The organism is Bacillus sp. FSL P4-0290, from assembly GCF_037975435.1.
Lineage (GTDB): Bacteria > Bacillota > Bacilli > Bacillales > Bacillaceae > Bacillus > Bacillus subtilis.
Genome location: NZ_CP150253.1, coordinates 2,377,930 through 2,402,343, shown reverse-complemented (window position 1 = coordinate 2,402,343; position 24,414 = coordinate 2,377,930). Strand labels below are relative to the sequence as shown.

Genomic DNA, 24,414 nt, shown 5'->3' with positions numbered 1-24,414 from the left:
ATAGTATAGCATATTTTAACAAAACCAAAAAAGGTCCTTTCCACTGGGGAAGGGCCTTTTTCATCATGTTAACTCCTGAGATTCGCCGAAGCTTTCTCTTTTTTTGGCCAAATAAAATAGCTGGCTGTAATGAGAAAGTCAATGCCTATAATGACAGTCCACAGTTTAAGAATGCCGCTCAACGCCTCGGTTCGGGAAGAGTCATTGATAAAATAGATCATCCCTGCCAATAGTCCCGCACCAATTAAGTAGGCCAGCACATGTCTTAGCCAGCCTTTCGCACCGTGCTTGGCATGGTTCATTCCAAAACGTTTCAGCGGTTTTGTTCCTTTTTTTGTCACATAATATTGAAACTTTTCATCTGCCCATTGAATCATTTGTTTCCCATAAGCGATCGATATACCGATGTAAACAGCTGCAATCCCATGGGCTGCGGTCGCTGAGGCTCCGCGGTAAAGGTCCACACCAGTTGCCGCTAACAAGATCAAATCGATAACTGGAGTTAAGGCAAGGAATAGCAGTCCTAATGTATGTCGTTTGAATACGTAGCGTACAGCAAGCCCCAAAACAATGACAACCCAAAACGCAATTTCACAGAAAACAATCATCCATGCGATACCGTTCAATCCATTCCCTCTTTTCAATACAGTTGTATTATTTAAATAATATGTTACCATCTTTGTTTTTGTAACACAACTGTATTATAAAAATTGCCCTCTCATTTTTTTCTTGTTACAATAAAGCTATGCCAAAACAAATTGACCATGAGAAAAGAAGAAAACAAATTGCAGAAGCAACGTGGCGCGTCATTTTAGAACGAGGGATGGAGGGAGCATCAGCCAGAAATATTGCAAAGGAAGCAGGATTGTCATTAGGTGCGCTGCGCCATTATTTCTCTACACAGGATGAATTGCTTGCTTTTGCAATGAAACTTGTCCAAGAAAAGGTGACGGACCGAATTAAGGACATTGCAGTGAGGGATTTGCTCCCTAAGGAAAAAGTGTTGCAAATTTTGCTTGAAATGGTCCCGACGAATGAAGAAACGATTAGAGAGATGGAGGTTTGGTTTGCTTTTACTGCTTACGCCAGACATAAAAAGGATATGTTTGATGCGAATCATGACGGGATTTTCAGCGGCATGCGGAATCTGATTGCCTATTTAGATGAATCCGATTTACTGAAGCCGAATGCTGATAAAGACATTGAAGCTGAGAGACTTTACGCGCTTGTTGACGGCTTGGCTTTACATGCCATGCTTGACCCTGTGCGAGTGAATAAAGACCGAATCAAGCGGGTCATTATGCAGCATGTAGAGTCAATTTGCGTGGAAGATACACGTGAGACACAAAAACGTCATCCTTAAGGCACTAGTGCGAAAAGCGATTCTTGTTGGGCATGCGTCCAAAAGAGTCGCTTTTTTATATTCAAAGAACAAGGATCTCTGAAAAAAATGGAAAACGATCATGCTGTTTGGTAAAGTGGAATGAAAGACGGACTGAGGAGTGAACACTGGTCCATCGTTTAAGAACTTTACATGATAGGGATGGTATAAATGAATCTTACTTACAAGGTGCATCCAATTAAAACAAGGTATCAGGGCTGGACGAATTATTGCTATATCATTGAAGATATTGTAAGCAGATCTGCAATTGTTGTTGATCCCTCATGGGAATTGAGTAAAATAACCACTACACTTTCTGAACTCGAAGCGGAATTAAAGGCAGTCGCATTGACACACTCTCATTATGATCATGTAAATCTGGTAGACCCGCTGACGAAGATGTTTAACGCTCAAGTTTATATGTCAAAAAAAGAAATTGATTATTATCAATTCCGATGCAGAAATTTAATTAGCCTAGATGATCATCAGACAATCAGCATAGGAAACACAAGAGCACAATGCCTTCTCACACCGGGGCATACAGCCGGCGGAATGTGTTATTTGTTTTCTGAGAGTATTTTTACCGGAGATACGGTGTTTACAGAAGGGTGCGGCATATGTGAGGATGATGGCAGCTCTGCGGAAGAGATGTTTGATAGTATTCAAAGAATAAAGTCGGAGGTTTCACCCCATGTACGGGTGTATCCTGGTCACTCATTTGGCAAATTGCCCGGCCATTCGATAAAGGATCTTTATCAGCATAATATTTACTTTCAAATTGATAAGAAAGAATATTTTGTGAAATTTCGCACTCGTAAAAACCAAAAAGGTATTTTTGATTTTAAATAATCCTTCTGAATCTATTATCCTATTTTTCTTCGAATATCTAAATGATTTTTATTTTCGAAAATGATTACATAGAAGGTGTTATTTATTTTGAAAACTCATTTGAAAGGAAATGAAGCGCATTATCATGATATGGTGCCCTATACGTGATCCGGGTCTTTTTTCTTATGTTCTGTTATATCTCCTGATCCTTTATTCCTCAATGGAAAAAAGCAGAAAAACAATCGAGCAAACTGTAGGAAAAATTAACTTGACGGATAATATTTACAGAGGTTACCATCAACATGAACATGCTACTATTTATCCGGTCATCACTATTATAAAATCATACAGAAGTGAAATACATCTACTAATCGGAAGGGTGGCTTTGAGAGAATGATCACATATGTTTTTCCAGGTCAGGGTTCACAAAAACAGGGAATGGGCAGCGGCCTATTCGATGAATTTAAAGAACTGACGGATCAGGCAGATGAGATCTTAGGATATTCTATCAAACGTCTTTGCCTGGAAAATCCTTATTCCAATTTAAACAAAACGCAATTTACTCAGCCGGCATTATATGTGGTAAACGCACTAAGCTATCTGAAAAAAATCAAGGATGAAGAAGTTAAGCCTGACTTTGTCGCCGGGCACAGCTTGGGTGAATACAATGCGTTATTTGCAGCTGAAGCCTTTGATTTTAAGACAGGTTTACAGCTTGTCAGAAAAAGAGGCGAGCTGATGAGTCTGATAAGCAACGGCGGTATGGCAGCTGTTATGGGACTAAATGAAGAGCAGGTTGCAAAGGCTCTGAAAGAATATCATTTACATGATGTTGATATCGCTAATGTGAATGCCCCATATCAAATTGTAATTTCAGGAAAAAAAGATGAGATTGAAAAAGCCGCATCTCTTTTTGAAACGATGACTGAAGTTACAATGGTACTCCCCTTAAACGTAAGCGGCGCGTTTCATTCCAGATACATGAATAAGGCAAAAGAAGAATTCGAGGAGTTCCTTCATGCCTTTTATTTTTCGCCTCCGTCTATCCCGGTTATTTCTAATGTGTATGCCAAACCGTATACATACGAATTCATGAAACAGACGCTGGCTGATCAAATTAATCACTCAGTGAAATGGACTGACAGCATAAGCTACTTAATGAAAAAAGGCCATATGGAGTTTGAGGAGGTAGGGCCTGGAAATGTTTTAACTGGGTTAATTCATCGCATAAAGAAAGATGCGGAAGCAATGCCCCGCTAAAGCATTTGCCCCTATGGCCGTGCACCTCATCAATCAGGTCTAAACACAGATTTCCTTTCATTTAAGGTATAAAGTTTTAAAGATTCAATCGTTCGATTGCCACTGTTTCTAATTGAATAACTTTATATACTGTTACATAAAGAGGCTGATAAATTAAGTTAGACATTTGAACTATGTCAGCCGGTCTGTCAAACCATCGCTCCCACATCTAGATGGTCCATTTTTTAACCGTACCCACCAATCATAGAGTCGATGTTCTTTGCTGATCCTGTTATTATGTTACATCAATTTTGAGATATCAACATACATCTACGATCACGTCATAAATGAACCGCATCCAGAGCACCAATAGCAATCCTTCCAAGTTGAATCTCCTTTACTTTTTCACATATGTCTTTTCCATTTATTAATTTCATTTCAATCGCTGCTATGTGCTTTACAACATACATGGAAATGAGAAATCCAATAGCCGTTATAAATATAAAAAAAGAAGGTTATACACATGAAAGAACCGCTTGTTTTTATGTTTTCCGGGCAAGGTTCCCAATACTATCACATGGGGAAAGAACTATTTAAGGAAAATACCGTGTTTCGCCAATCTATGCTTGAAATGGATGACATTGCAGCACGGCGAATCGGCACATCCATTGTTGAAGAAATCTACCATCCAGGTAAACGTATGTCAGATCCGTTTGACAGTATTCTTTTTTCCCACCCCGCCATTTTTATGATTGAGTATTCCTTATATAAGGTTTTGGAAGACAGGGGAATCTATCCTGATTACGTATTGGGATCAAGTCTGGGAGAATTCGCAGCAGCGGCAGTTTCTGGTGTGTCAGACGCAGAGGATATACTGGATTGCATACTTGAACAGGCTATTATCATCCAAAATTCCTGCGATAAAGGAAAAATGCTGGCCATTCTGGACAAACCGCAATTGCTGAATGATTATCCGCAACTGTTTGGAAATAGTGAACTCATTTCTATCAATTATGATTCGCACTTCGTCATTTCTGGTGAAGAAGATCATATAAGGAAGATTATGGAGGATTTAAAGGAGAAGCAGATTCTTTGCCAGCTGCTTCCTGTGTCCTATGCCTTTCATTCTTCGCTTATTGATCCGGCAGAGAGTGCCTATGCAGAATTTTTAAGATCAAAATCTTTTCAAAAACCGTCAATACCGATTGTATCGAGCTTAACGGGAAGCTGCCTTCACGTAATGGACGAGAATTTCTTTTGGAATGCGGTCAGAAAGCCAATGATGTTTCGTGAAGCGATTCGATATTTGGAAAGCCAGCATACATGCAAGTTTATCGATTTAGGGCCATCCGGCACCTTAGCTGCTTTTGTGAAACAGCTGATTCCGGGTGATGCAGCTGACCGTTGCTGCTCAATCATAACACCATTTCATCAGGAGCTGAAAAATCTGAATACGGTTGAGTATTACCGTACACCAGAAAGGAAGTTTACAAGATGATTACATATGTCTTTCCAGGGCAAGGCTCCCAGCAAAAGGGGATGGGACAAGGGCTATTTGAACAGTATCAGCATTTGACAGATCAAGCAGATCAAATATTGGGCTATTCAATAGAGAAGCTATGTACCGAAAAATCATATCTGGATGTAAATCATACTGAATACACGCAGCCGGCTTTGTATGTTGTTAATGCACTCAATTACTTGAAGAGAGTGGAGGAGACCGGCAGAAAACCTGATTTTGCGGCAGGACATAGCTTAGGAGAATACAATGCGCTGATGGCAGCCGGTGCCTTTGATTTTGAAACCGGATTAAGGCTCGTCAAAAAAAGAGGAGAATTGATGGGACGAATTACAGGGGGCGGAATGGCTGCTGTGATCGGCCTGAGTAAGGAACAAGTTACAGCCGTTTTAGAAGAGCACCGTCTTCATGACATTGATGTGGCAAATGAAAATACGCCCCGGCAAATTGTGATTTCTGGCCCGAAAAAAGAGATTGAAAAAGCTCGGGCTGTTTTTGAAAGCACCAAGGATGTAAAGCTGTTTCATCCATTAAATGTGAGCGGAGCTTTTCATTCCAGATATATGAATGAAGCCAAACAGGTATTTAAGCAATATATTGACTCATTCCAGTTTGCACCTTTGGCGATCCCGGTTATCTCCAATGTCTACGCAGAGCCATACCATCAAGACAGATTAAAAGATACATTATCTGAACAGATGGACAACACAGTGAAATGGACGGACAGCATTCGTTTCCTGATGGGAAGAGGAGAAATGGAGTTTGAAGAGATTGGGCCTGGAACTGTTTTAACCGGTCTCATTCATCGGATTAAAAATGAAGCTGAACCATTGACATATATACCGAAAAAGAACCCCGCGATCAGTGCGCATCTAAAGGAGAAACGCAATGTTCAAGCTGGGATTACGGCAGAATCTTTAGGAAGTGCTGAATTTAAACAAGATTATCATCTTACATATGCTTATCTTGCAGGAGGAATGTACCGCGGCATTGCTTCGAAAGAAATGGTAGTAAAGCTGTCAAGAGCGGGAATGATGGGGTTCTTTGGCACAGGAGGTCTGAGCCTGAAAGAGGTTGAAGATGCGATCCATGCTATACAAGGTGAATTAGGGAAAGGACAGGCCTATGGCATCAATCTGGTCCACAATATGAAACATACTGAATCAGAAGAAAAAATGATCGATCTTTTATTGACGAATCAAGTGAGCATTGTGGAGGCTTCAGCATTTCTAAGTGTCACTCCTGCATTAGTAAGGTACCGCGCAAAAGGAGTGAAACGAAATCAAAATGGTGACGTTATATGCTCAAATCGTCTCATAGCAAAAATATCACGGCCGGAAGTTGCAGAATCATTTCTGAGTCCTGCGCCTGAGAATATGCTGCAAAAGCTTTTAGGAGAAAATAAAATCACTATGAACGAAGCTGAGTTGTTGCGGTGCATTCCGATGGCTGACGATATTTGTGTAGAAGCTGATTCAGGCGGTCATACAGATGGCGGTGTGGCATACAGCCTGATGCCGGCGATGACATCTTTAAGAGATGAAATGATGAAAAAATATCAATTTCGGAAAAAAATAAGAGTTGGTGCAGCTGGAGGGATTGGAACACCTGAGGCAGCGATGGCGGCTTTTATGCTAGGGGCTGATTTTATTCTAACAGGCTCAATCAATCAATGTACGGTTGAGGCGGCAACAAGTGATAAAGTAAAGGATTTGCTTCAGCAGATGAATGTACAAGATACAGCCTATGCGCCTGCAGGTGATATGTTTGAATCGGGCAGTAAAGTGCAGGTGCTAAAGAAAGGCGTGTTCTTTCCCGCGCGGGCAAACAAGTTATATGAACTGTACCAGCGGTATGGGTCTATACGTGAGCTGGATGCAAAGATGCTGGCCCAGCTTGAGGAGAAATACTTTAAACGCAGTATAGAAGACATATATAAAGATATTGCATTGCATTATCCCGCGGCAGACATTGAGAAGGCTGAACAAAACCCGAAACATAAAATGGCTTTGATTTTCCGATGGTACTTCAGATACAGCTCAAAATTGGCAATCAGCGGAAGCGAACATTCGAAGGTCGATTATCAAATTCACTGCGGTCCCGCGCTGGGAGCCTTTAATCAATGGGTCAAAGGATCGCAATTAGAAAATTGGCGAAACCGCCATGTGGATGAAATCGGGAAAAAATTAATGACAGAAACGGCAGTATTGCTTCATGAACGGATGCAATCGATGTATCAGCCGTCGCATGAAACAGACAACATAAAAATAAAAGTTTGAATATTATGAAAATATACCTATAAAAATCATTAAAATAATCCCTTGAAGGAGAGAGCGCATTATGGATAAACAGAGAATCTTTGAAGTACTAATCACCAATATTTGCGAGGTGCTTCCTGAATTAGACGGACACAGATTTGAGCCTGAAGATCAGTTAGTTGAGCTAGGAGCTGACTCTGTAGACAGAGCTGAAATTATCACGATGGTGCTAGAGGATTTATCGCTAAAAATCCCTCGCATTGAGCTATCCGGGGTGAAAAACATCGGTGAATTAGCTGAGGTGCTTTATGACAAAGTGCAATCTGCCTGAGGTGGTGGTGACCGGTGTAGGCGTTACGGCCTCTATCGGTCAAGGGAAAGAGGACTTTGCTTCCTCGCTGCTGTCCGGCAGACATGCCTTTGATGTCATGAAGCGTTCAGGCAGACAAAAAGACAGCCGGTTTATCGGAGCCGAAATTGCGTCATTGTCTTATCCTGACCGACTCTCTAAAAAAATGTTGCGAAAAGCATCATTCTCCAGCCGCGCTGCATTGGTAACTCTCACAGAGGCTTGGGAGGAGGCTGAATTGGACGATGCAGATTCCTCACGTATCGGACTGGTTGTTGGCGGGTCAAATTTTCAGCAGAGAGAAAACTTTGAAGTTTATGAAAGGTATCAAGACCGCTCCGGTTTTATTTCTCCGGCGTATGGCCTGTCTTTCATGGACAGCGATCTTTGCGGGATATGTACAGATCAGTTTGGCATCACGGGATTAGCATATACGGTGGGAGGAGCCTCGGCCAGCGGCCAGTTAGCAGTCATTCATGCGATTCAGCAAGTCCTGTCAGGCGAAGTTGATACTTGCATTGCACTTGGTGCTTTAATGGATCTTTCTTATATGGAATGCGAGGCGCTAAGAGCTTTAGGCGCTATGGGGACGGACAAATATGCTGATGAACCTGAAAAAGCGTGCCGTCCCTTCGATCAAAACAGAGACGGGTTTATCTATGGAGAATCGTGCGGTGCATTGGTAATAGAACGAAAGGAGACGGCTTTACGAAGAGGTCTCAAACCTTATGCAGCATTGTCTGGCTGGTCAATCAAACTGGACGGAAACCGGAATCCTGATCCTTCATTAGAAGGAGAGATTCATGTCATCCAGAAGGCACTGGAGCGTGCCAGGCTTTTACCAGAAGATATTGATTATATTAATCCTCATGGAACAGGCTCTTTTATTGGAGATGAAATAGAATTAAAGGCGCTCCGTGCATGCCGGCTTTCCCATGCTTATATCAATGCAACAAAATCGATAACCGGACACGGGCTTAGTGCGGCGGGCATCGTAGAGATTATTTCTGTTTTGCTGCAAATGAAAAAATCTGCCCTGCATCCGAGCAGGAATTTGGATCATCCAATCGATGATTCCTTTCATTGGGTAAATGAGAAATCGATTTCATACCGCATCAAAAATGCGCTGAGTTTAAGCATGGGGTTTGGCGGAATGAACACCGCGGTTTGTATACAAAACATTGAGAAATGTGGAGGCGAATCATAAATGGTTTCAGCCGGAATAGAAGCGATGAATGTCTTTGGCGGAACGGCATACCTTGATGTCATGGAGCTGGCCAAATACAGACACTTAGATACTGCGAGATTTGAAAACTTATTAATGAAAGAAAAAGCGGTAGCACTGCCTTATGAAGATCCCGTGACCTTCGGAGTCAATGCAGCTAAGCCGATTATTGATGCTTTATCTGAAGCAGAGAAGGACCGGATTGAATTGCTGATCACTTGCTCTGAATCCGGGATCGACTTTGGGAAATCGTTAAGTACATATATCCATGAATATTTAGGTCTCAACCGCAACTGCCGTTTGTTTGAGGTTAAACAGGCGTGTTATTCAGGGACAGCGGGATTTCAGATGGCGGTGAATTTTATATTATCCCAAACTTCTCCGGGTGCCAAAGCACTGGTTATCGCCAGTGATATTTCACGTTTTTTAATCGCTGAGGGCGGAGACGCTTTAAGCGAAGATTGGTCTTATGCGGAACCGAGCGCCGGAGCGGGAGCGGTGGCCGTTTTAGTTGGCGAAAATCCCGAGGTGTTTCAAATAGATCCCGGAGCAAATGGTTATTACGGCTATGAAGTGATGGACACGTGCCGCCCCATTCCCGACAGTGAAGCGGGAGATTCTGATCTGTCTTTAATGTCATATTTGGATTGCTGCGAACAGACCTTTCTGGAATATCAAAAGCGTGTACCGGGTGCCAATTATCAGGACACGTTTCAATATCTTGCTTACCATACGCCCTTTGGCGGGATGGTGAAAGGTGCGCACCGGACAATGATGCGTAAGGTGGCGAAGGTGAAAACATCCGGGATTGAGACGGATTTTTTAACTCGGGTAAAACCAGGTTTAAACTACTGTCAACGAGTTGGAAATATTATGGGGGCAGCCTTGTTTCTGGCATTGGCCAGCACGATAGACCAAGGGAGATTTGATACGCCTAAACGAATTGGCTGTTTTTCCTACGGATCCGGCTGCTGTTCTGAATTTTACAGCGGAATTACAACTCCGCAAGGCCAGGAGCGTCAGCGAACATTTGGTATTGAGAAGCATTTGGATCGCCGGTATCAGCTCTCCATGGAAGAGTATGAGCTATTGTTTAAGGGGAGCGGGATGGTGCGGTTTGGGACGCGCAATGTAAAGCTGGACTTTGAGATGATACCGGGCATCATGCAGTCCACTCAAGAGAAGCCGCGCTTGTTTTTAGAAGAAATTTCTGAGTTTCATCGGAAGTACAGGTGGATCTCGTGACCTATCAAACGATAAAGGTCCGCTTTCAAGCGTCGGTTTGCTATATTACCTTTCACCGTCCTGAAGCGAATAATACGATTAATGATACGCTGATAGAAGAATGCTTGCAAGTGTTAAACCAATGTGAAACATCAACGGTGACGGTTGTCGTTTTAGAGGGGCTTCCCGAGGTGTTTTGTTTCGGAGCGGATTTTCAAGAAATCTATCAGGAAATGAAAAGGGGCAGAAAACAGGCAAGCTCCCAAGAGCCTCTCTATGATTTGTGGATGAAATTGCAGACCGGCCCTTATGTCACGATTTCGCATGTCAGGGGAAAAGTGAATGCCGGCGGTCTTGGATTTGTATCTGCCACAGATATTGCCATTGCTGATCAGACGGCGTCATTCAGTCTCTCTGAGCTGCTATTCGGCCTGTACCCTGCTTGTGTTTTACCGTTTCTGATCCGCCGTATCGGCCGGCAGAAAGCGCATTATATGACGCTTATGACAAAGCCGATTTCCGTTCAGGAAGCCAGTGAATGGGGGTTAATAGATGCTTTTGATGCTGAAAGTGACGTGCTGCTGAGAAAGCATTTATTGCGTTTGCGGAGGCTGAATAAAAAAGGAATCGCACATTATAAACAGTTTATGAGCTCACTTGATCATCAAGTCAGTCGTGCGAAAGCCACCGCTTTAACTGCAAATCAAAACATGTTTTCTGATCCTCAAAACCAAATGGGAATCATCAGGTATGTTGAAACAGGACAATTCCCATGGGAGGATCAGTAACCGTTTCAATCAGAACCGTTAGGAGGACATCATGACGCATTCTGTTGTAGAGCTTATCGAAATTGAATCCGCCATTATTCAGGTAAAGATGCAAGATCGCACTCATAAAAACGCTTTTTCACAAGAACTTACAGATGGTTTAATTCAAGCGTTTAAATACATACGGCAGAACCCCAAATACAAAGCGGTCATTTTGACAGGATATGATAATTATTTTGCTTCAGGAGGAACGCAAGAAGGACTGCTACGAATTCAACAGGGATTGACCAAGTTCACTGATGACAATCTTTATTCTCTGGCGCTGGATTGTGAGATTCCAGTTATTGCGGCAATGCAGGGCCATGGAATTGGAGGCGGCTTTGTCATGGGGCTCTTTGCTGACCTAGTCATTCTGAGCAGAGAAAGCGTGTATACGGCTAATTTTATGAAATACGGATTTACGCCTGGAATGGGCGCTACCTTTATCGTTCCTAAAAAACTGGGTTTCAGCCTAGCCCAGGAAATATTATTGAATGCGGGCAGCTACCGCGGAGCTGATCTTGAAAAAAGAGGGGTTCCCTTTAAGGTGCTGCCCCGTGCAGAAGTGTTAGATTATGCAGTGGAGCTGGCGCAAGAACTGGCGGAAAAGCCGAGAAACTCACTGGTTACACTGAAAGATCATTTGGTTGCCCCGCTTCGCAATCAGCTGCCGCGCGTCATTGAACAGGAACTGATGATGCATGAGGAAACATTTCATCATGAAGAAGTCAAAAGTAGAATCAAAGGCTTATATGGTAATTAACTGAAAATATATATAAAATTTTGCAGGTGAAATGGTGGCAGCGTGATGAGAAATAATGATAATATCCGCATATTAGCTAATCCTTCTGTCAGTCATGGTGAGCCTTTACATATATCTGAAAAGCAGCCGGCAACAATACCTGAAGTTTTATACAGAACGGCGGCGGAGCTTGGGGATACAAAGGGAATCATTTATTTGCAGCCGGATGGGACTGAAGTTTACCAATCATACAGACGATTATGGGATGATGGACTGCGTATTGCGAAGGGGCTTCGCCAATCAGGCCTGAAAGCAAAACAAAGCGTGATTTTGCAGCTTGGTGACAATTCACAGCTTCTCCCTGCGTTCTGGGGGTGTGTGTTAACAGGGGTGGTTCCGGCTCCATTAGCCGTTCCACCAACGTATGCTGAATCGAGCAGCGGCACTCAAAAGCTGAAAGACGCATGGACGCTTCTTGACAAGCCAGCGGTGATTACGGACCGAGGGATGCACCAGGAAATGCTCGATTGGGCAAAAGAACAAGAGCTTGAAGGGTTCAGGGCAATTGCTGTAGAGGATCTGCTCAGCGCTGAAGCGGACACAGATTGGCATCAATCCAGTCCTGAAGACTTAGCGCTTTTATTGCTGACTTCAGGCAGTACGGGAACGCCCAAAGCAGTTATGCTTAATCATCGTAACATTATGAGCATGGTGAAAGGGATTATTCAAATGCAAGGCTTCACCAGAGAGGATATTACGTTTAACTGGATGCCGTTTGACCATGTCGGAGGGATCGGAATGCTGCATTTGCGGGATGTTTATCTTGGCTGTCAGGAAATTAACGTCTCAAGCGAAACAATCTTAATGGAGCCGTTGAAATGGCTGGATTGGATTGATCATTACCGAGCTTCTGTTACGTGGGCGCCGAATTTTGCGTTTGGTCTGGTCACTGATTTTGCAGAAGAAATAAAAGATAGGAAATGGGATCTGTCTTCAATGCGATACATGCTCAATGGCGGTGAAGCAATGGTAGCCAAGGTAGGGCGCAGAATACTTGAGCTTTTAGAACCACATGGACTGCCTGCTGACGCCATCCGACCTGCCTGGGGAATGTCCGAAACTTCATCGGGCGTTATTTTTTCTCATGAATTTACCCGGGCTGGAACAAGTGATGATGATCATTTTGTTGAAATAGGCTCTCCAATCCCCGGCTTCTCTATGAGAATTGTGAATGACCATAATGAATTGGTTGAAGAGGGCGAGATCGGCCGTTTTCAAGTCTCGGGTCTTTCTGTTACTAGCGGTTATTACCAGCGGCCTGATTTGAATGAGAGTGTGTTTACAGAAGACGGCTGGTTTGAAACCGGAGATCTTGGCTTTTTGCGAAACGGGCGCTTAACCATAACAGGCCGTACGAAAGATGCAATTATCATTAACGGCATTAATTATTACAGTCATGCAATTGAGTCTGCAGTTGAAGAATTATCTGAAATTGAAACTTCTTATACTGCTGCTTGCGCTGTCCGTCTGGGCCAGAATTCAACAGATCAGCTGGCTATCTTCTTTGTTACTTCCGCAAAATTAAATAATGAGCAGATGTCTCAGCTTCTTAGAAACATACAATCCCATGTCTCACAGGTGATCGGAGTCACCCCGGAATATTTGCTGCCTGTACAAAAAGAAGAGATTCCAAAAACGGCTATCGGAAAGATCCAGCGCACCCAGCTAAAAACTTCATTTGAAAATGGAGAGTTCGACCACTTGCTACATAAACCCAATCGGATGAACGATGCGGTCCAGGATGAGGAGATGCAGCAAGCAGACCATGTGAAAAGAGTAAGGGAAGAAATACAGGAGCATCTGCTCACCTGTTTGACTGAGGAGCTGCATGTTTCCCGCGATTGGGTGGAGCCAAATGCAAATATCCAAAGTCTTGGTGTGAATTCTATCAAGATGATGAAGCTCATTCGATCGATCGAGAAAAACTACCATATCAAACTAACAGCCAGAGAGATACATCAATATCCTACAATTGAACGCTTAGCCAGCTATCTATCAGAACATGAAGACCTCAGCAGCTCGTCTGCTGACAAAAAGGGCACGGACACATATAAAACCGAACCGGAAAGGAGTCAGGCAACTTTTCAACCTCTTTCTGAGGTTCAAAAAGGATTATGGACATTGCAAAAAATGTCACCCGAAAAAAGTGCATATCACGTACCTCTCTGTTTTAAATTTTCGTCAGGGCTTCACCATGAAACATTCCAGCAGGCTTTTGGCCTTGTATTGAATCAGCACCCAATCTTAAAGCACGTCATCCAAGAGAAAGACGGAGTGCCATTTCTTAAAAATGAGCCAGCACTTTCAATTGAAATCAAGACAGAAAATATCTCAAGTTTGAAAGAGTCTGATATTCCTGCTTTTCTTAGAAAGAAAGTAAAGGAACCGTATGTAAAGGAAAACAGCCCGTTAGTGCGTGTCATGAGCTTTTCCAGATCTGAACAAGAGCATTTTTTATTAGTTGTCATTCACCATTTGATTTTTGACGGAGTTTCGTCTGTCACATTTATACGCAGTCTGTTTGATACCTATCAGCTTCTTTTAAAAGGACAGCAGCCGGAAAAAGCTGTTTCTCCTGCTATTTATCATGATTTTGCGGCATGGGAGAAAAACATGCTTGCTGGCAAAGACGGTGTGAAGCACCGTACATATTGGCAGAAACAGCTATCGGGAACTTTGCCGAATCTTCAGCTGCCTAATGTCAGCGCAAGTTCAGTCGATTCTGAGTTTAGAGAGGATACATACACCAGGCGGCTGTCCAGCGGCTTCATGAATCAGGTCAGAACGTTTGCGAAAGAGCATTCTGTAAATGTCACGACGGTATTCTTAAGCTGCTATATGATGCTGCTTGGCCGTTACGCCGGCCAAAAGGAACAGATCGTCGGCATGCCGGCCATGGTGAGGCCGGAAGAAAGATTTGATGATGCCATTGGACATTTTCTCAATATGCTCCCGATTCGGAGTGAGCTGAACCCGGCAGACACTTTTTCTAGCTTTATATCAAAATTGCAATTAACGATATTGGATGGGCTTGATCATGCAGCATATCCTTTTCCAAAAATGGTGAGGGATCTGAATATTCCTCGCAGTCAAGCAGGTTCACCGGTATTTCAAACCGCTTTTTTCTATCAGAATTTTCTTCAATCCGGAAGCTATCAAAGCTTGCTGAGCCGCTATGCTGACTTCTTTTCTGTCGATTTCGTTGAGTATATTCACCAAGAGGGCGAATACGAATTAGTATTTGAACTGTGGGAAACAGAAGAAAAAATGGAGCTGAACATCAAGTACAATACTGGGCTGTTTGATGCGGCTTCTATATCCGCCATGTTCGACCATTTTGTTTATGTAACAGAGCAGGCGATGTTGAATCCTTCTCAGCCTTTAAGAGAGTATTCTTTATTACCTGAGGCAGAGAAGCAGATGATTCTCAAAACATGGAACGCCACAGGAAAAACGTATCCATATATAACTTTTCATGAGTTGTTTGAGCAGCAGGCGAAAAAGACGCCTGATAGAGCGGCTGTCAGCTATGAAGGTCAAACATTGACGTATCGGGAGCTTGATGAGAAAAGCACACAGCTGGCCATTTATTTGCAGGCGCATGGAGTGGGTCCTGACCGTCTGGCGGGGATCTATGTGGATCGATCGCTGGACATGCTAGTGGGTTTATTAGCGATCCTCAAGGCTGGGGGAGCCTATGTGCCGCTAGACCCGTCCTATCCGGCTGAACGATTAGAATACATGCTTGAGGACAGTGAAGTTTTCATTACACTGACGACATCGGAATTAGTAAATACGTTGAGTTGGAACGGTGTCACAACAGCTCTTTTAGATCAAGATTGGGATGAAATTGCTCAAACAGCCTCTGATCGAAAAGTGCTTACACGCACTGTCACGCAAGAGAACTTGGCATATGTCATTTATACATCCGGCAGCACAGGAAAGCCAAAAGGTGTCATGATACCGCATAAAGCTTTGACAAACTTTCTCGTTTCGATGGGGGAAACACCAGGTCTTACGGCAGAGGATAAAATGCTTGCTGTCACAACCTACTGTTTTGATATTGCAGCTCTGGAATTATTTTTGCCTTTAATAAAGGGCGCACACTGCTATATTTGTCAAACGGAGCATACAAAAGACGTTGAAAAACTGAAACGGGACATCCGCACGATCAAACCGACAGTGATGCAGGCAACCCCCGCTACGTGGAAGATGCTCTTTTATTCAGGCTGGGAAAATGAAGAGAGCGTGAAAATTTTATGCGGTGGCGAAGCATTGCCTGAGACATTAAAACGATATTTCTTAGATACGGGCAGCGAAGCCTGGAATATGTTCGGGCCAACCGAAACAACTATCTGGTCAGCGGTTCAGCGCATTAACGATGAATGCTCTCATGCCACGATAGGAAGGCCAATCGCCAATACACAAATCTATATTACGGATTCTCAGCTCGCGCCAGTGCCGGCAGGTGTCCCGGGTGAGCTGTGCATTGCAGGAGACGGTGTGGCGAAGGGCTACTACAAAAAGGAAGAATTAACGGATTCGAGATTCATTGACAACCCTTTTGAGCCTGGGTCTAAGCTTTATAGAACGGGAGACATGGCCCGCTGGCTTACGGGAGGGCGAATTGAATATATAGGCCGCATCGATAATCAAGTAAAAATCCGCGGATTCCGTATTGAACTTGGTGATATTGAAAGCAGGCTTAGTGAGCATCCCGGCATTCTGGAATGCGTTGTGGTCGCAGATATGGATAACCTAGCTGCCTATTATACAGCTAAACATGCAAATGCTTCTCTCACAGCGAGAGAGCTGCGTCATTTTGTGAAAAACGCTTTGCCTGCCTATATGGTGCCTTCTTATTTTATTCAGCTTGATCATATGCCGTTAACTCCGAACGGAAAGATAGATAGAAACAGCCTTAAGAATATCGATTTATCAGGGGAGCAGCTAAAGCAAAGGCAGACCTCTCCTAAGAACATTCAGGATACTGTTTTTACCATTTGGCAGGAAGTGCTGAAAACGAGTGACATTGAATGGGATGACGGATTTTTCGATGTGGGCGGGGATTCGCTTCTCGCGGTCACTGTGGCTGATCGTATCAAACATGAACTATCCTGTGAGTTTTCTGTCACAGACCTGTTTGAGTATTCAACGATTAAAAATATCAGCCAGTACATCACTGAACAGCGAATGGGCGATGCAAGTGACCATATGCCGACAGACCCGGCAGCTCATATAGAAGATCAGTCTACCGAGATGAGTGATCTCCCAGACTATTATGACGATAGTGTAGCGATTATTGGCATATCGTGTGAATTTCCAGGGGCAAAAAATCATGATGAATTTTGGGAGAACCTCAGAGACGGCAAGGAAAGCATAGCGTTTTTCAATAAAGAAGAGCTTCAGCGCTTTGGCATTTCAAAGGAGATAGCGGAGAATGCCGACTATGTCCCTGCTAAAGCTTCAATTGAGGGGAAAGACAGATTTGATCCAAGCTTCTTTCAAATCTCTCCTAAAGACGCTGAATTTATGGACCCTCAGCTTCGGATGCTGCTGACTCATTCATGGAAAGCAATAGAAGATGCCGGTTATGCTGCGAGGCAGATTCCGCAAACCAGTGTTTTTATGTCGGCAAGCAATAATTCTTATCGCGCGCTGCTGCCGTCAGATACAACAGAGAGCTTGGAGACGCCGGACGGCTATGTTTCGTGGGTGCTTGCACAGAGCGGGACGATTCCGACAATGATTTCTCATAAGCTCGGGCTGAGAGGGCCAAGCTATTTCGTTCATGCCAACTGCTCATCATCTCTGATTGGATTGCATTCTGCCTATAAAAGCCTGCTGTCGGCTGAATCTGATTATGCTTTAGTTGGCGGTGCAACGCTGCATACTGAGTCAAATATCGGATATGTGCATCAGCCTGGGCTGAACTTTTCGAGTGATGGACATATTAAAGCTTTTGACGCTTCAGCTGACGGAATGATAGGCGGTGAGGGCGTTGCTGTTGTATTGCTGAAAAAAGCAGCTGATGCAGTAAAGGACGGGGATCATATCTATGCCTTGCTGAGAGGCATTGGTGTAAATAACGACGGCGCTGACAAAGTCGGCTTTTATGCTCCAAGCGTTAAAGGCCAGGCTGACGTGGTCCAACAGGTCATGAATCAAACGAAGATACATCCTGAATCCATCTGCTATGTAGAAGCACACGGGACCGGAACGAAGCTGGGGGATCCGATCGAGCTTGCGGCTTTAACAAACGTTTACAGGCAATATACAAATAAAACGCAATTTTGCGGCATTGGGTCGGTGAAAACCAATATCGGACATTTAGATACAGCCGCCGGTCTTGCGGGCTGCATTAAGGTTGTGATGAGTCTTTATCATCAAGAGCTTGCACCGAGTATCAATTATAAGGAGCCGAATCCAAATACAGACTTAGCCAGCTCTCCTTTTTACGTCGTCGATCAAAAGAAAACGTTAAGCCGTGAGATCCAAACGCACAGGGCTGCACTTAGCTCGTTCGGGCTTGGCGGGACAAATACCCATGCCATTTTTGAACAATTCAAAAGGGATTCAGATAAGGGAAAGATAGACGGAACCTGCATCGTCCCGATCTCGGCGAAAAATAAAGAGAGGCTGCAAGAGTATGCAGAAGACATTCTGGCCTATTTAGAAAGAAGAGGGCTTGAGAACAGCCAGCTGCCTGATTTTGCGTATACCCTTCAGGTGGGGCGCGAAGCGATGGAGCATCGCGTTGTCTTTATTGCCGATCATGTAAATGAGTTAAAACAGAGGCTCACAGATTTTATCAATGGAAAAACAGCGATTGAAGGCTGTTTTCAAGGAAGTAAGCACAATGCCAGAGAGGTTTCATGGCTGACGGAGGATGAGGACAGCGCTGAACTCATACGTAAGTGGATGGCCAAAGGAAAAGTAAACAAGCTTGCAGAAATGTGGAGCAAGGGAGCGCATATAGATTGGATGCAGCTTTACAAGGGAGAGCGCCCAAACAGAATGAGTCTGCCGACTTATCCATTTGCAAAGGAACGATACTGGCCGTCGCAGGATGACCGCAAACCGGTGGCGCAGATATCCGGAAATCAGACAGGGATCGGCTCTATTCATCCATTGCTTCATCAGAATACATCTGATTTTTCTGAACAGAAATTCAGTTCGGTTTTCACTGGTGACGAATTTTTCCTGAGAGACCATGTGGTAAGAGGAAAGCCTGTGCTTCCTGGTGTTGCGTACCTTGAAATGGCGTACGCGGCTATAAACCAGGCGGCAGGAAGTGAAATTGGCCAAGATGTCAGAATCAGATTGAATCATACAGTCTGGGTTCAGCCTGTTGTGGTTGACAGACATTCAGCTCAAGTGGATATCAGTCTCTTTCCTGAAGAAGATGGAAAAATCACCTTTGACATTTACAGTACACAGGAAGACGGGGACGACCCTGTTATTCATAGTCAAGGTAGTGCGGAGCTGGCATCTGCCGCCGAAACGCCAGTCGCAGATCTCACTGAAATTTCACGCCGCTGCGGCAAAGGAAAGATGTCGCCTGATCAATTTTACGAAGAAGGCAGAAGCAGAGGAATGTTCCATGGTCCGGCCTTTCAAGGAATTAAGAATGTGAATATAGGAAACAGAGAGGTTTTGGCGCAGCTGCAGCTTCCAGAAATCGTTTCTGGAACGAATGAACAGTTTGTGCTGCACCCAAGTATCATGGATTCCGCCTTGCAGACAGCAACAATATGTATCATGCAGGAATTGACGGATCAAAAGCTGATTTTGCCATTTGCGCTTGAGGAGCTTGAAGTGATCAAAGGGTGTTCTTCTTCTATGTGGGCTTATGCTCGCTTAAGTGACAGCGATCACTCCGGAGGGGTTGTTCAGAAAGCGGATATCGATGTCATTGACGAGAGTGGAAGCGTATGTGTCAGGATCAAAGGATTTTCAACGAGAGTATTAGAAGGGGAGGTTCATCCTTCAAAGCCTTCAACACGGCACGAACGCTTAATGCTTGAACCGGTGTGGGAAAAACAGAATGAAGAACGAGAGGACGAAGATCTTTCGTACACGGAGCATATCATTGTTCTCTTCGAAACTGAACGAAGTGTCACAGACAGCATTGCCTCCCACATGAAAGATGCCCGTGTGATTACTCTAAACGAAGCTGTAGGACATATTGCTGAACGTTATCAATGTTACATGCAGAACATTTTTGAACTCCTGCAAAGCAAGGTCCGTGAGCTTTCTGCAGGCCGTATCATCATTCAAGCGATTGTTCCACTGGAAAAAGAGAAGCAATTGTTTGCCGGCGTTTCCGGTCTGCTTAAAACAGCAGAAATAGAGTTCAGCAAACTGACTGCTCAGGTCATCGAAATTGAGAAACCTGAAGAGATGATAGACCTTCACCTCAAGCTGAAAGACGACAGCCAGAGACCATTTGACAAACAGATTCGATATGAGGCTGGACACCGTTTTGTGAAAGGCTGGAGGGAGATGGTGCTTCCTTCAGCTGATACGCTTCACATGCCGTGGAGAGACGAAGGTGTTTATCTAATCACAGGCGGAGCAGGAAGCTTAGGCCTTCTGTTTGCAAAGGAAATTGCCAATCGAACTGGCCGGTCTACTATTGTGCTGACGGGACGATCTGTTTTAAGTGAGGATAAGGAAAACGAACTGGAGGCTCTTCGAAGCATCGGAGCGGAGGTTGTCTATCGAGAGGCTGATGTAAGTGATCAGCATGCGGTTCATCATCTTTTTGAGGAAATCAAAGAAAGATATGGCACTCTCAATGGAATTATTCACGGTGCAGGCAGCATTAAAGATCACTTCATCATTCATAAAACGAATGAAGAGTTTCAAGAAGTATTGCAGCCAAAAGTGAGCGGGTTGTTACATGTAGACGAATGCAGCAAGGATTTCCCATTGGACTTTTTCATTTTCTTCTCATCTGTTTCGGGATGTTTAGGAAACGCTGGACAAGCCGATTATGCGGCAGCCAATTCGTTTATGGATGCATTTGCTGAATACCGCCGTTCTCTTGCGGCATCAAAAAAGAGATTCGGCTCCACCATTTCCTTCAATTGGCCGTTATGGGAAGAAGGCGGTATGCAAGTCGGCGCTGAAGATGAAAAGAGAATGCTGAAAACGACGGGAATGGTCCCGATGCCGACAGATAGTGGCTTGAAAGCATTTTATCAGGGGATAGCATCTGATAAGCCGCAAGTTTTTGTGATGGAAGGACAGCTTCAGAAAATGAAACAAAAACTGCTTTCCGCAGGATCGAAAGCCAAGCGGAACGATCAGAGAAAGGCGGATCAGGATCAAGGACAAACTAGAAAATTGGAAGCAGCCTTAATCCAAATGGTTGGCGCAATTTTGAAAGTAAACACTGACGATATCGATGTCAACACAGAGCTGAGTGAGTACGGATTCGACTCAGTTACATTCACTGTCTTTACAAACAAGATCAACGAAAAATTTCAGTTGGAGCTAACACCGACCATTTTCTTTGAATATGGCAGCGTCCAAAGCCTGGCTGAATATGTAGTTGCTGCGTATCAGGGCGAATGGAATCAAGATGCTACTGCTAAAGGCAAAGATGAAAGAACAAACTTAGTGCACAGTTTAAGCAGCCTGGAGGCATCATTAAGCAACATGGTCAGTGCAATTTTAAAAGTAAATAGTGAAGATATTGATGTCAATACAGAGCTGAGTGAATACGGATTTGATTCCGTTACATTTACGGTCTTTACAAACAAGATCAACGAAGAATTTCAGTTGGAGCTAACGCCGACCATTTTCTTTGAATATGGAAGCATCCACAGCCTGGCTGAGTATTTGACCGTTGAACATGGTGACACCCTGGTTCAGGAGCGAGAAAAACCAGAGGGGCAGGAAGAGTTACAGACAAAATCCCCTGAAGCGCCGAAAATCACATCACGTAGAAAGCGCCGCTTTACACAGCCTATTATTGCAAAAGCAGAAAGAAACAAAAAGCAGGCTGCCGATTTTGAGCCGGTTGCAATTGTCGGCATCAGCGGCCGATTCCCTGGCGCTATGGATATAGACGAATTTTGGAAAAACCTAGAAGAAGGAAAAGACAGCATCACAGAAGTTCCAAAAGATCGATGGGATTGGCGGGAGCATTATGGAAACCCAGACACTGACGTCAATAAAACCGACATCAAATGGGGCGGGTTTATTGATGGTGTCGCAGAGTTTGATCCGTTGTTTTTTGGTATTTCGCCGCGAGAAGCTGATTATGTAGACCCTCAGCAGCGCTTGTTAATGACATACGTGTGGAAGGCATTGGAAGATGCGGGTTGCCCGCCGCAAAGCCTTTCGGGTACAGGTACCGGTATCTTTATCGGTACGGGAAACACCGGTTATAAAGATCTATTCCATAGAGCGAATCTTCCAATTGAAGGCCATGCTGCTACAGGTCATATGATTCCTTCGGTAGGCCCGAATAGAATGAGTTATTTTTTAAATATTCATGGTCCGAGCGAGCCAGTAGAGACGGCTTGTTCCAGTTCTCTTGTAGCCATTCACCGTGCTGTGACTGCGATGCAAAACGGTGATTGTGAGATGGCGATCGCTGGAGGCGTGAATACGATCTTAACCGAGGAGGCGCATATTAGCTACAGCAAGGCGGGGATGCTCAGCAAAGACGGCAGGTGTAAAACCTTCTCCGCCGATGCGAATGGCTATGTCAGAGGCGAAGGGGTCGGAATGGTCATGTTGAAAAAGCTGGAAGATGCCGAGCGCGACGGAAATCATATTTACGGCGTTATTCGGGGGACGGCGGAAAATCACGGCGGAAGAGCCAATACCCTGACATCGCCTAATCCGAAAGCACAAGCTGATTTGTTGGTGCGTGCATATCGCCAAGCAGGCATAGATCCAAGCACTGTCACATATATCGAAGCACATGGAACAGGGACGGAATTGGGCGATCCGATTGAAATAAATGGGCTGAAAGCCGCGTTTAAGGAACTATCCAATATGAGAGGCGAGAGCCAGCCGGATGTTCCAGATCACCGTTGCGGCATCGGCTCAGTTAAAAGCAATATCGGTCATTTAGAGCTAGCAGCAGGTATTTCCGGTTTGATCAAGGTGCTTTTGCAAATGAAGCATAAAACGTTAGTGAAAAGCCTGCATTGCGAGACGCTTAATCCTTATCTTCAGCTGACTGACAGTCCGTTTTACATCGTTCAGGAAAAACAGGAATGGAAGTCTGTCACAGATCGTGACGGAAACGAGCTTCCGCGCCGTGCCGGAATCAGTTCGTTTGGGATTGGCGGAGTAAACGCGCATATTGTGATTGAAGAATATATGCCAAAAGCCAATTCAGAACACACGGCTACAGAACAGCCAAACGTAATTGTGCTGTCGGCTAAAAATAAAAGCAGGCTGATAGATCGTGCTTCGCAATTGCTTGAGGTGATTCGCAATAAAAAATATACAGATCAGGATTTGCACCGCATCGCTTACACCCTGCAGGTCGGGCGCGAAGAAATGGATGAGCGTCTGGCGTGTGTTGCGGGGACAATGCAGGAGCTTGAAGAGAAACTGCAGGCGTTTGTTGACGGTAAGGAAGAAACAGACGAATTTTTCCGGGGACAGTCTCATCGAAATAAAGAGACCCAGACTATTTTTACAGCAGATGAAGATATGGCGTTGGCACTTGATGCTTGGATCAGAAAAAGAAAATACGCCAAACTTGCTGATTTATGGGTCAAAGGGGTCTCAATCCAGTGGAACACATTATACGGAGAGACCAAACCGCGCCTGATCAGCCTCCCTTCATATCCGTTTGCGAAGGATTACTATTGGGTGCCGGCAAAGGAACATTCAGAAAGAGACAAAAAAGAACTGGTTAATGCGATTGAAGATCGGGCTGCATGCTTTTTGACGAAACAATGGAGTTTGAGTCCAATTGGCTCAGCAGTGCCGGGGACAAGAACCGTTGCCATCCTGTGCAATCAAGAGACAGCAGATTTAGCAGCAGAATTGTCTTCGTATTTTCCGAATCATCTCTTATTAGATGTGAGCCGGATAGAAAATGATCAGTCAGACATTGATTGGAAAGAGTTTGACGGCCTAGTGGATGTCATCGGATGCGGTAGGGATGATGAGGGCCGGCTGGATTGGATTGAATGGGTGCAAAGACTGGTTGAATTCGGGCATAAAGAGGGGCTCAGGCTGCTTTGTGTGACGAAGGGGCTCGAATCGTTTCAAAACACATCTGTCCGGATGGCTGGCGCCTCACGGGCTGGGTTGTATCGAATGCTCCAATGCGAGTACAGCCATCTTATATCAAGGCATATGGATGCTGAGGAGGTTACTGATCATCCCCGTCTCGCGAAGTTGATCGCTGATGAGTTTTATTCCGAATCTTATGATGCGGAGGTTTGCTACAGGGATGGTTTACGGTACCAAGCTTTTCTAAAAGCTCATCCGGAAACAGGTAAGGCCACGGAACAAAGCACGGTCTTCCCGAATGATCATGTACTTCTCATTACAGGCGGCACACGAGGCATCGGACTATTATGCGCCCGTCATTTTGCAGAGTGCTATGGAGTGAAAAAACTGGTGCTGACCGGACGAGAACAGCTTCCTCCGCGAGAGGAGTGGGCTCGTTTTGACACCTCGAACACATCAGTTGCCCAGAAAATCCAGGCAGTGCGGGAGCTGGAAGCGAAGGGTGCACAGGTGGAGATGCTGTCGCTGACGTTATCTGATGAAGCTCAGGTTGAGCAAACGCTGCAA

At 44.4% G+C, this 24,414-nt stretch carries 13 protein-coding genes (1 of these 13 only partly in view); 12 read left to right on the top strand and 1 reads right to left on the bottom strand.

What is annotated here, in order from left to right; all coding sequences use genetic code 11:
• Positions 1-68: 68 nt before the first annotated feature.
• Positions 69-626 carry a hypothetical protein gene (locus MKY10_RS12535; RefSeq protein ID WP_029726479.1) on the bottom strand — a complete coding sequence of 186 codons (558 nt, stop codon included), beginning with the start codon at positions 624-626 and terminating at the stop codon, positions 69-71.
• A gap of 119 nt (positions 627-745) precedes the next feature.
• Here MKY10_RS12535 and MKY10_RS12530 point away from each other — a divergent pair, with 119 nt between their 5' ends.
• The 12 genes from MKY10_RS12530 to pksJ form a co-directional block, all read left to right on the top strand.
• Positions 746-1,363 (top strand): TetR/AcrR family transcriptional regulator, encoded by a 618-nt coding sequence (locus MKY10_RS12530; protein WP_029317807.1) that lies wholly within the window; start codon positions 746-748, stop codon positions 1,361-1,363.
• 189 nt (positions 1,364-1,552) lie between these two features.
• Positions 1,553-2,230, top strand: coding sequence for an MBL fold metallo-hydrolase (locus MKY10_RS12525; RefSeq protein ID WP_029726478.1), 678 nt, complete (start codon positions 1,553-1,555; stop codon positions 2,228-2,230).
• Positions 2,231-2,339: 109 nt separating this feature from the next.
• On the top strand, positions 2,340-2,606 hold the full coding sequence (locus MKY10_RS12520; RefSeq protein ID WP_119899342.1) for a hypothetical protein: 267 nt from the start codon (positions 2,340-2,342) through the stop codon (positions 2,604-2,606).
• A complete protein-coding gene (fabD, locus tag MKY10_RS12515) occupies positions 2,603-3,469 on the top strand; it encodes an ACP S-malonyltransferase (protein WP_029317809.1) in 867 nt (288 codons plus the stop codon). Before MKY10_RS12520 ends, fabD (MKY10_RS12515) begins: the two co-directional genes overlap by 4 nt.
• 502 nt (positions 3,470-3,971) lie before the next feature.
• On the top strand, positions 3,972-4,946 hold the full coding sequence (locus MKY10_RS12510) for an acyltransferase domain-containing protein (protein ID WP_029726475.1): 975 nt from the start codon (positions 3,972-3,974) through the stop codon (positions 4,944-4,946).
• Positions 4,943-7,246 carry an ACP S-malonyltransferase gene (fabD, locus tag MKY10_RS12505; protein WP_029726474.1) on the top strand — a complete coding sequence of 768 codons (2,304 nt, stop codon included), beginning with the start codon at positions 4,943-4,945 and terminating at the stop codon, positions 7,244-7,246. Before MKY10_RS12510 ends, fabD (MKY10_RS12505) begins: the two co-directional genes overlap by 4 nt.
• 61 nt (positions 7,247-7,307) lie before the next feature.
• Positions 7,308-7,556 carry an acyl carrier protein gene (locus MKY10_RS12500; RefSeq protein ID WP_003231809.1) on the top strand — a complete coding sequence of 83 codons (249 nt, stop codon included), beginning with the start codon at positions 7,308-7,310 and terminating at the stop codon, positions 7,554-7,556.
• Positions 7,534-8,781, top strand: coding sequence for a polyketide biosynthesis malonyl-ACP decarboxylase PksF (gene pksF, locus MKY10_RS12495; RefSeq protein WP_029726473.1), 1,248 nt, complete (start codon positions 7,534-7,536; stop codon positions 8,779-8,781). Before MKY10_RS12500 ends, pksF begins: the two co-directional genes overlap by 23 nt.
• Positions 8,782-10,044, top strand: coding sequence for a polyketide biosynthesis 3-hydroxy-3-methylglutaryl-ACP synthase PksG (gene pksG, locus MKY10_RS12490; protein ID WP_003231805.1), 1,263 nt, complete (start codon positions 8,782-8,784; stop codon positions 10,042-10,044).
• A complete protein-coding gene (locus MKY10_RS12485; RefSeq protein ID WP_072692616.1) occupies positions 10,032-10,811 on the top strand; it encodes an enoyl-CoA hydratase/isomerase in 780 nt (259 codons plus the stop codon). Before pksG ends, MKY10_RS12485 begins: the two co-directional genes overlap by 13 nt.
• 31 nt (positions 10,812-10,842) lie before the next feature.
• Positions 10,843-11,592 carry a polyketide synthase gene (locus MKY10_RS12480; RefSeq protein ID WP_029726471.1) on the top strand — a complete coding sequence of 250 codons (750 nt, stop codon included), beginning with the start codon at positions 10,843-10,845 and terminating at the stop codon, positions 11,590-11,592.
• Positions 11,593-11,637: 45 nt separating this feature from the next.
• Positions 11,638-24,414 carry the 5' portion of a polyketide synthase PksJ gene (pksJ, locus tag MKY10_RS12475; RefSeq protein WP_236833357.1) on the top strand. Its footprint extends 2,355 nt past the window's final position, so only the first 12,777 of its 15,132 coding nucleotides appear in the window; the start codon lies at positions 11,638-11,640; the stop codon falls past the right edge of the window.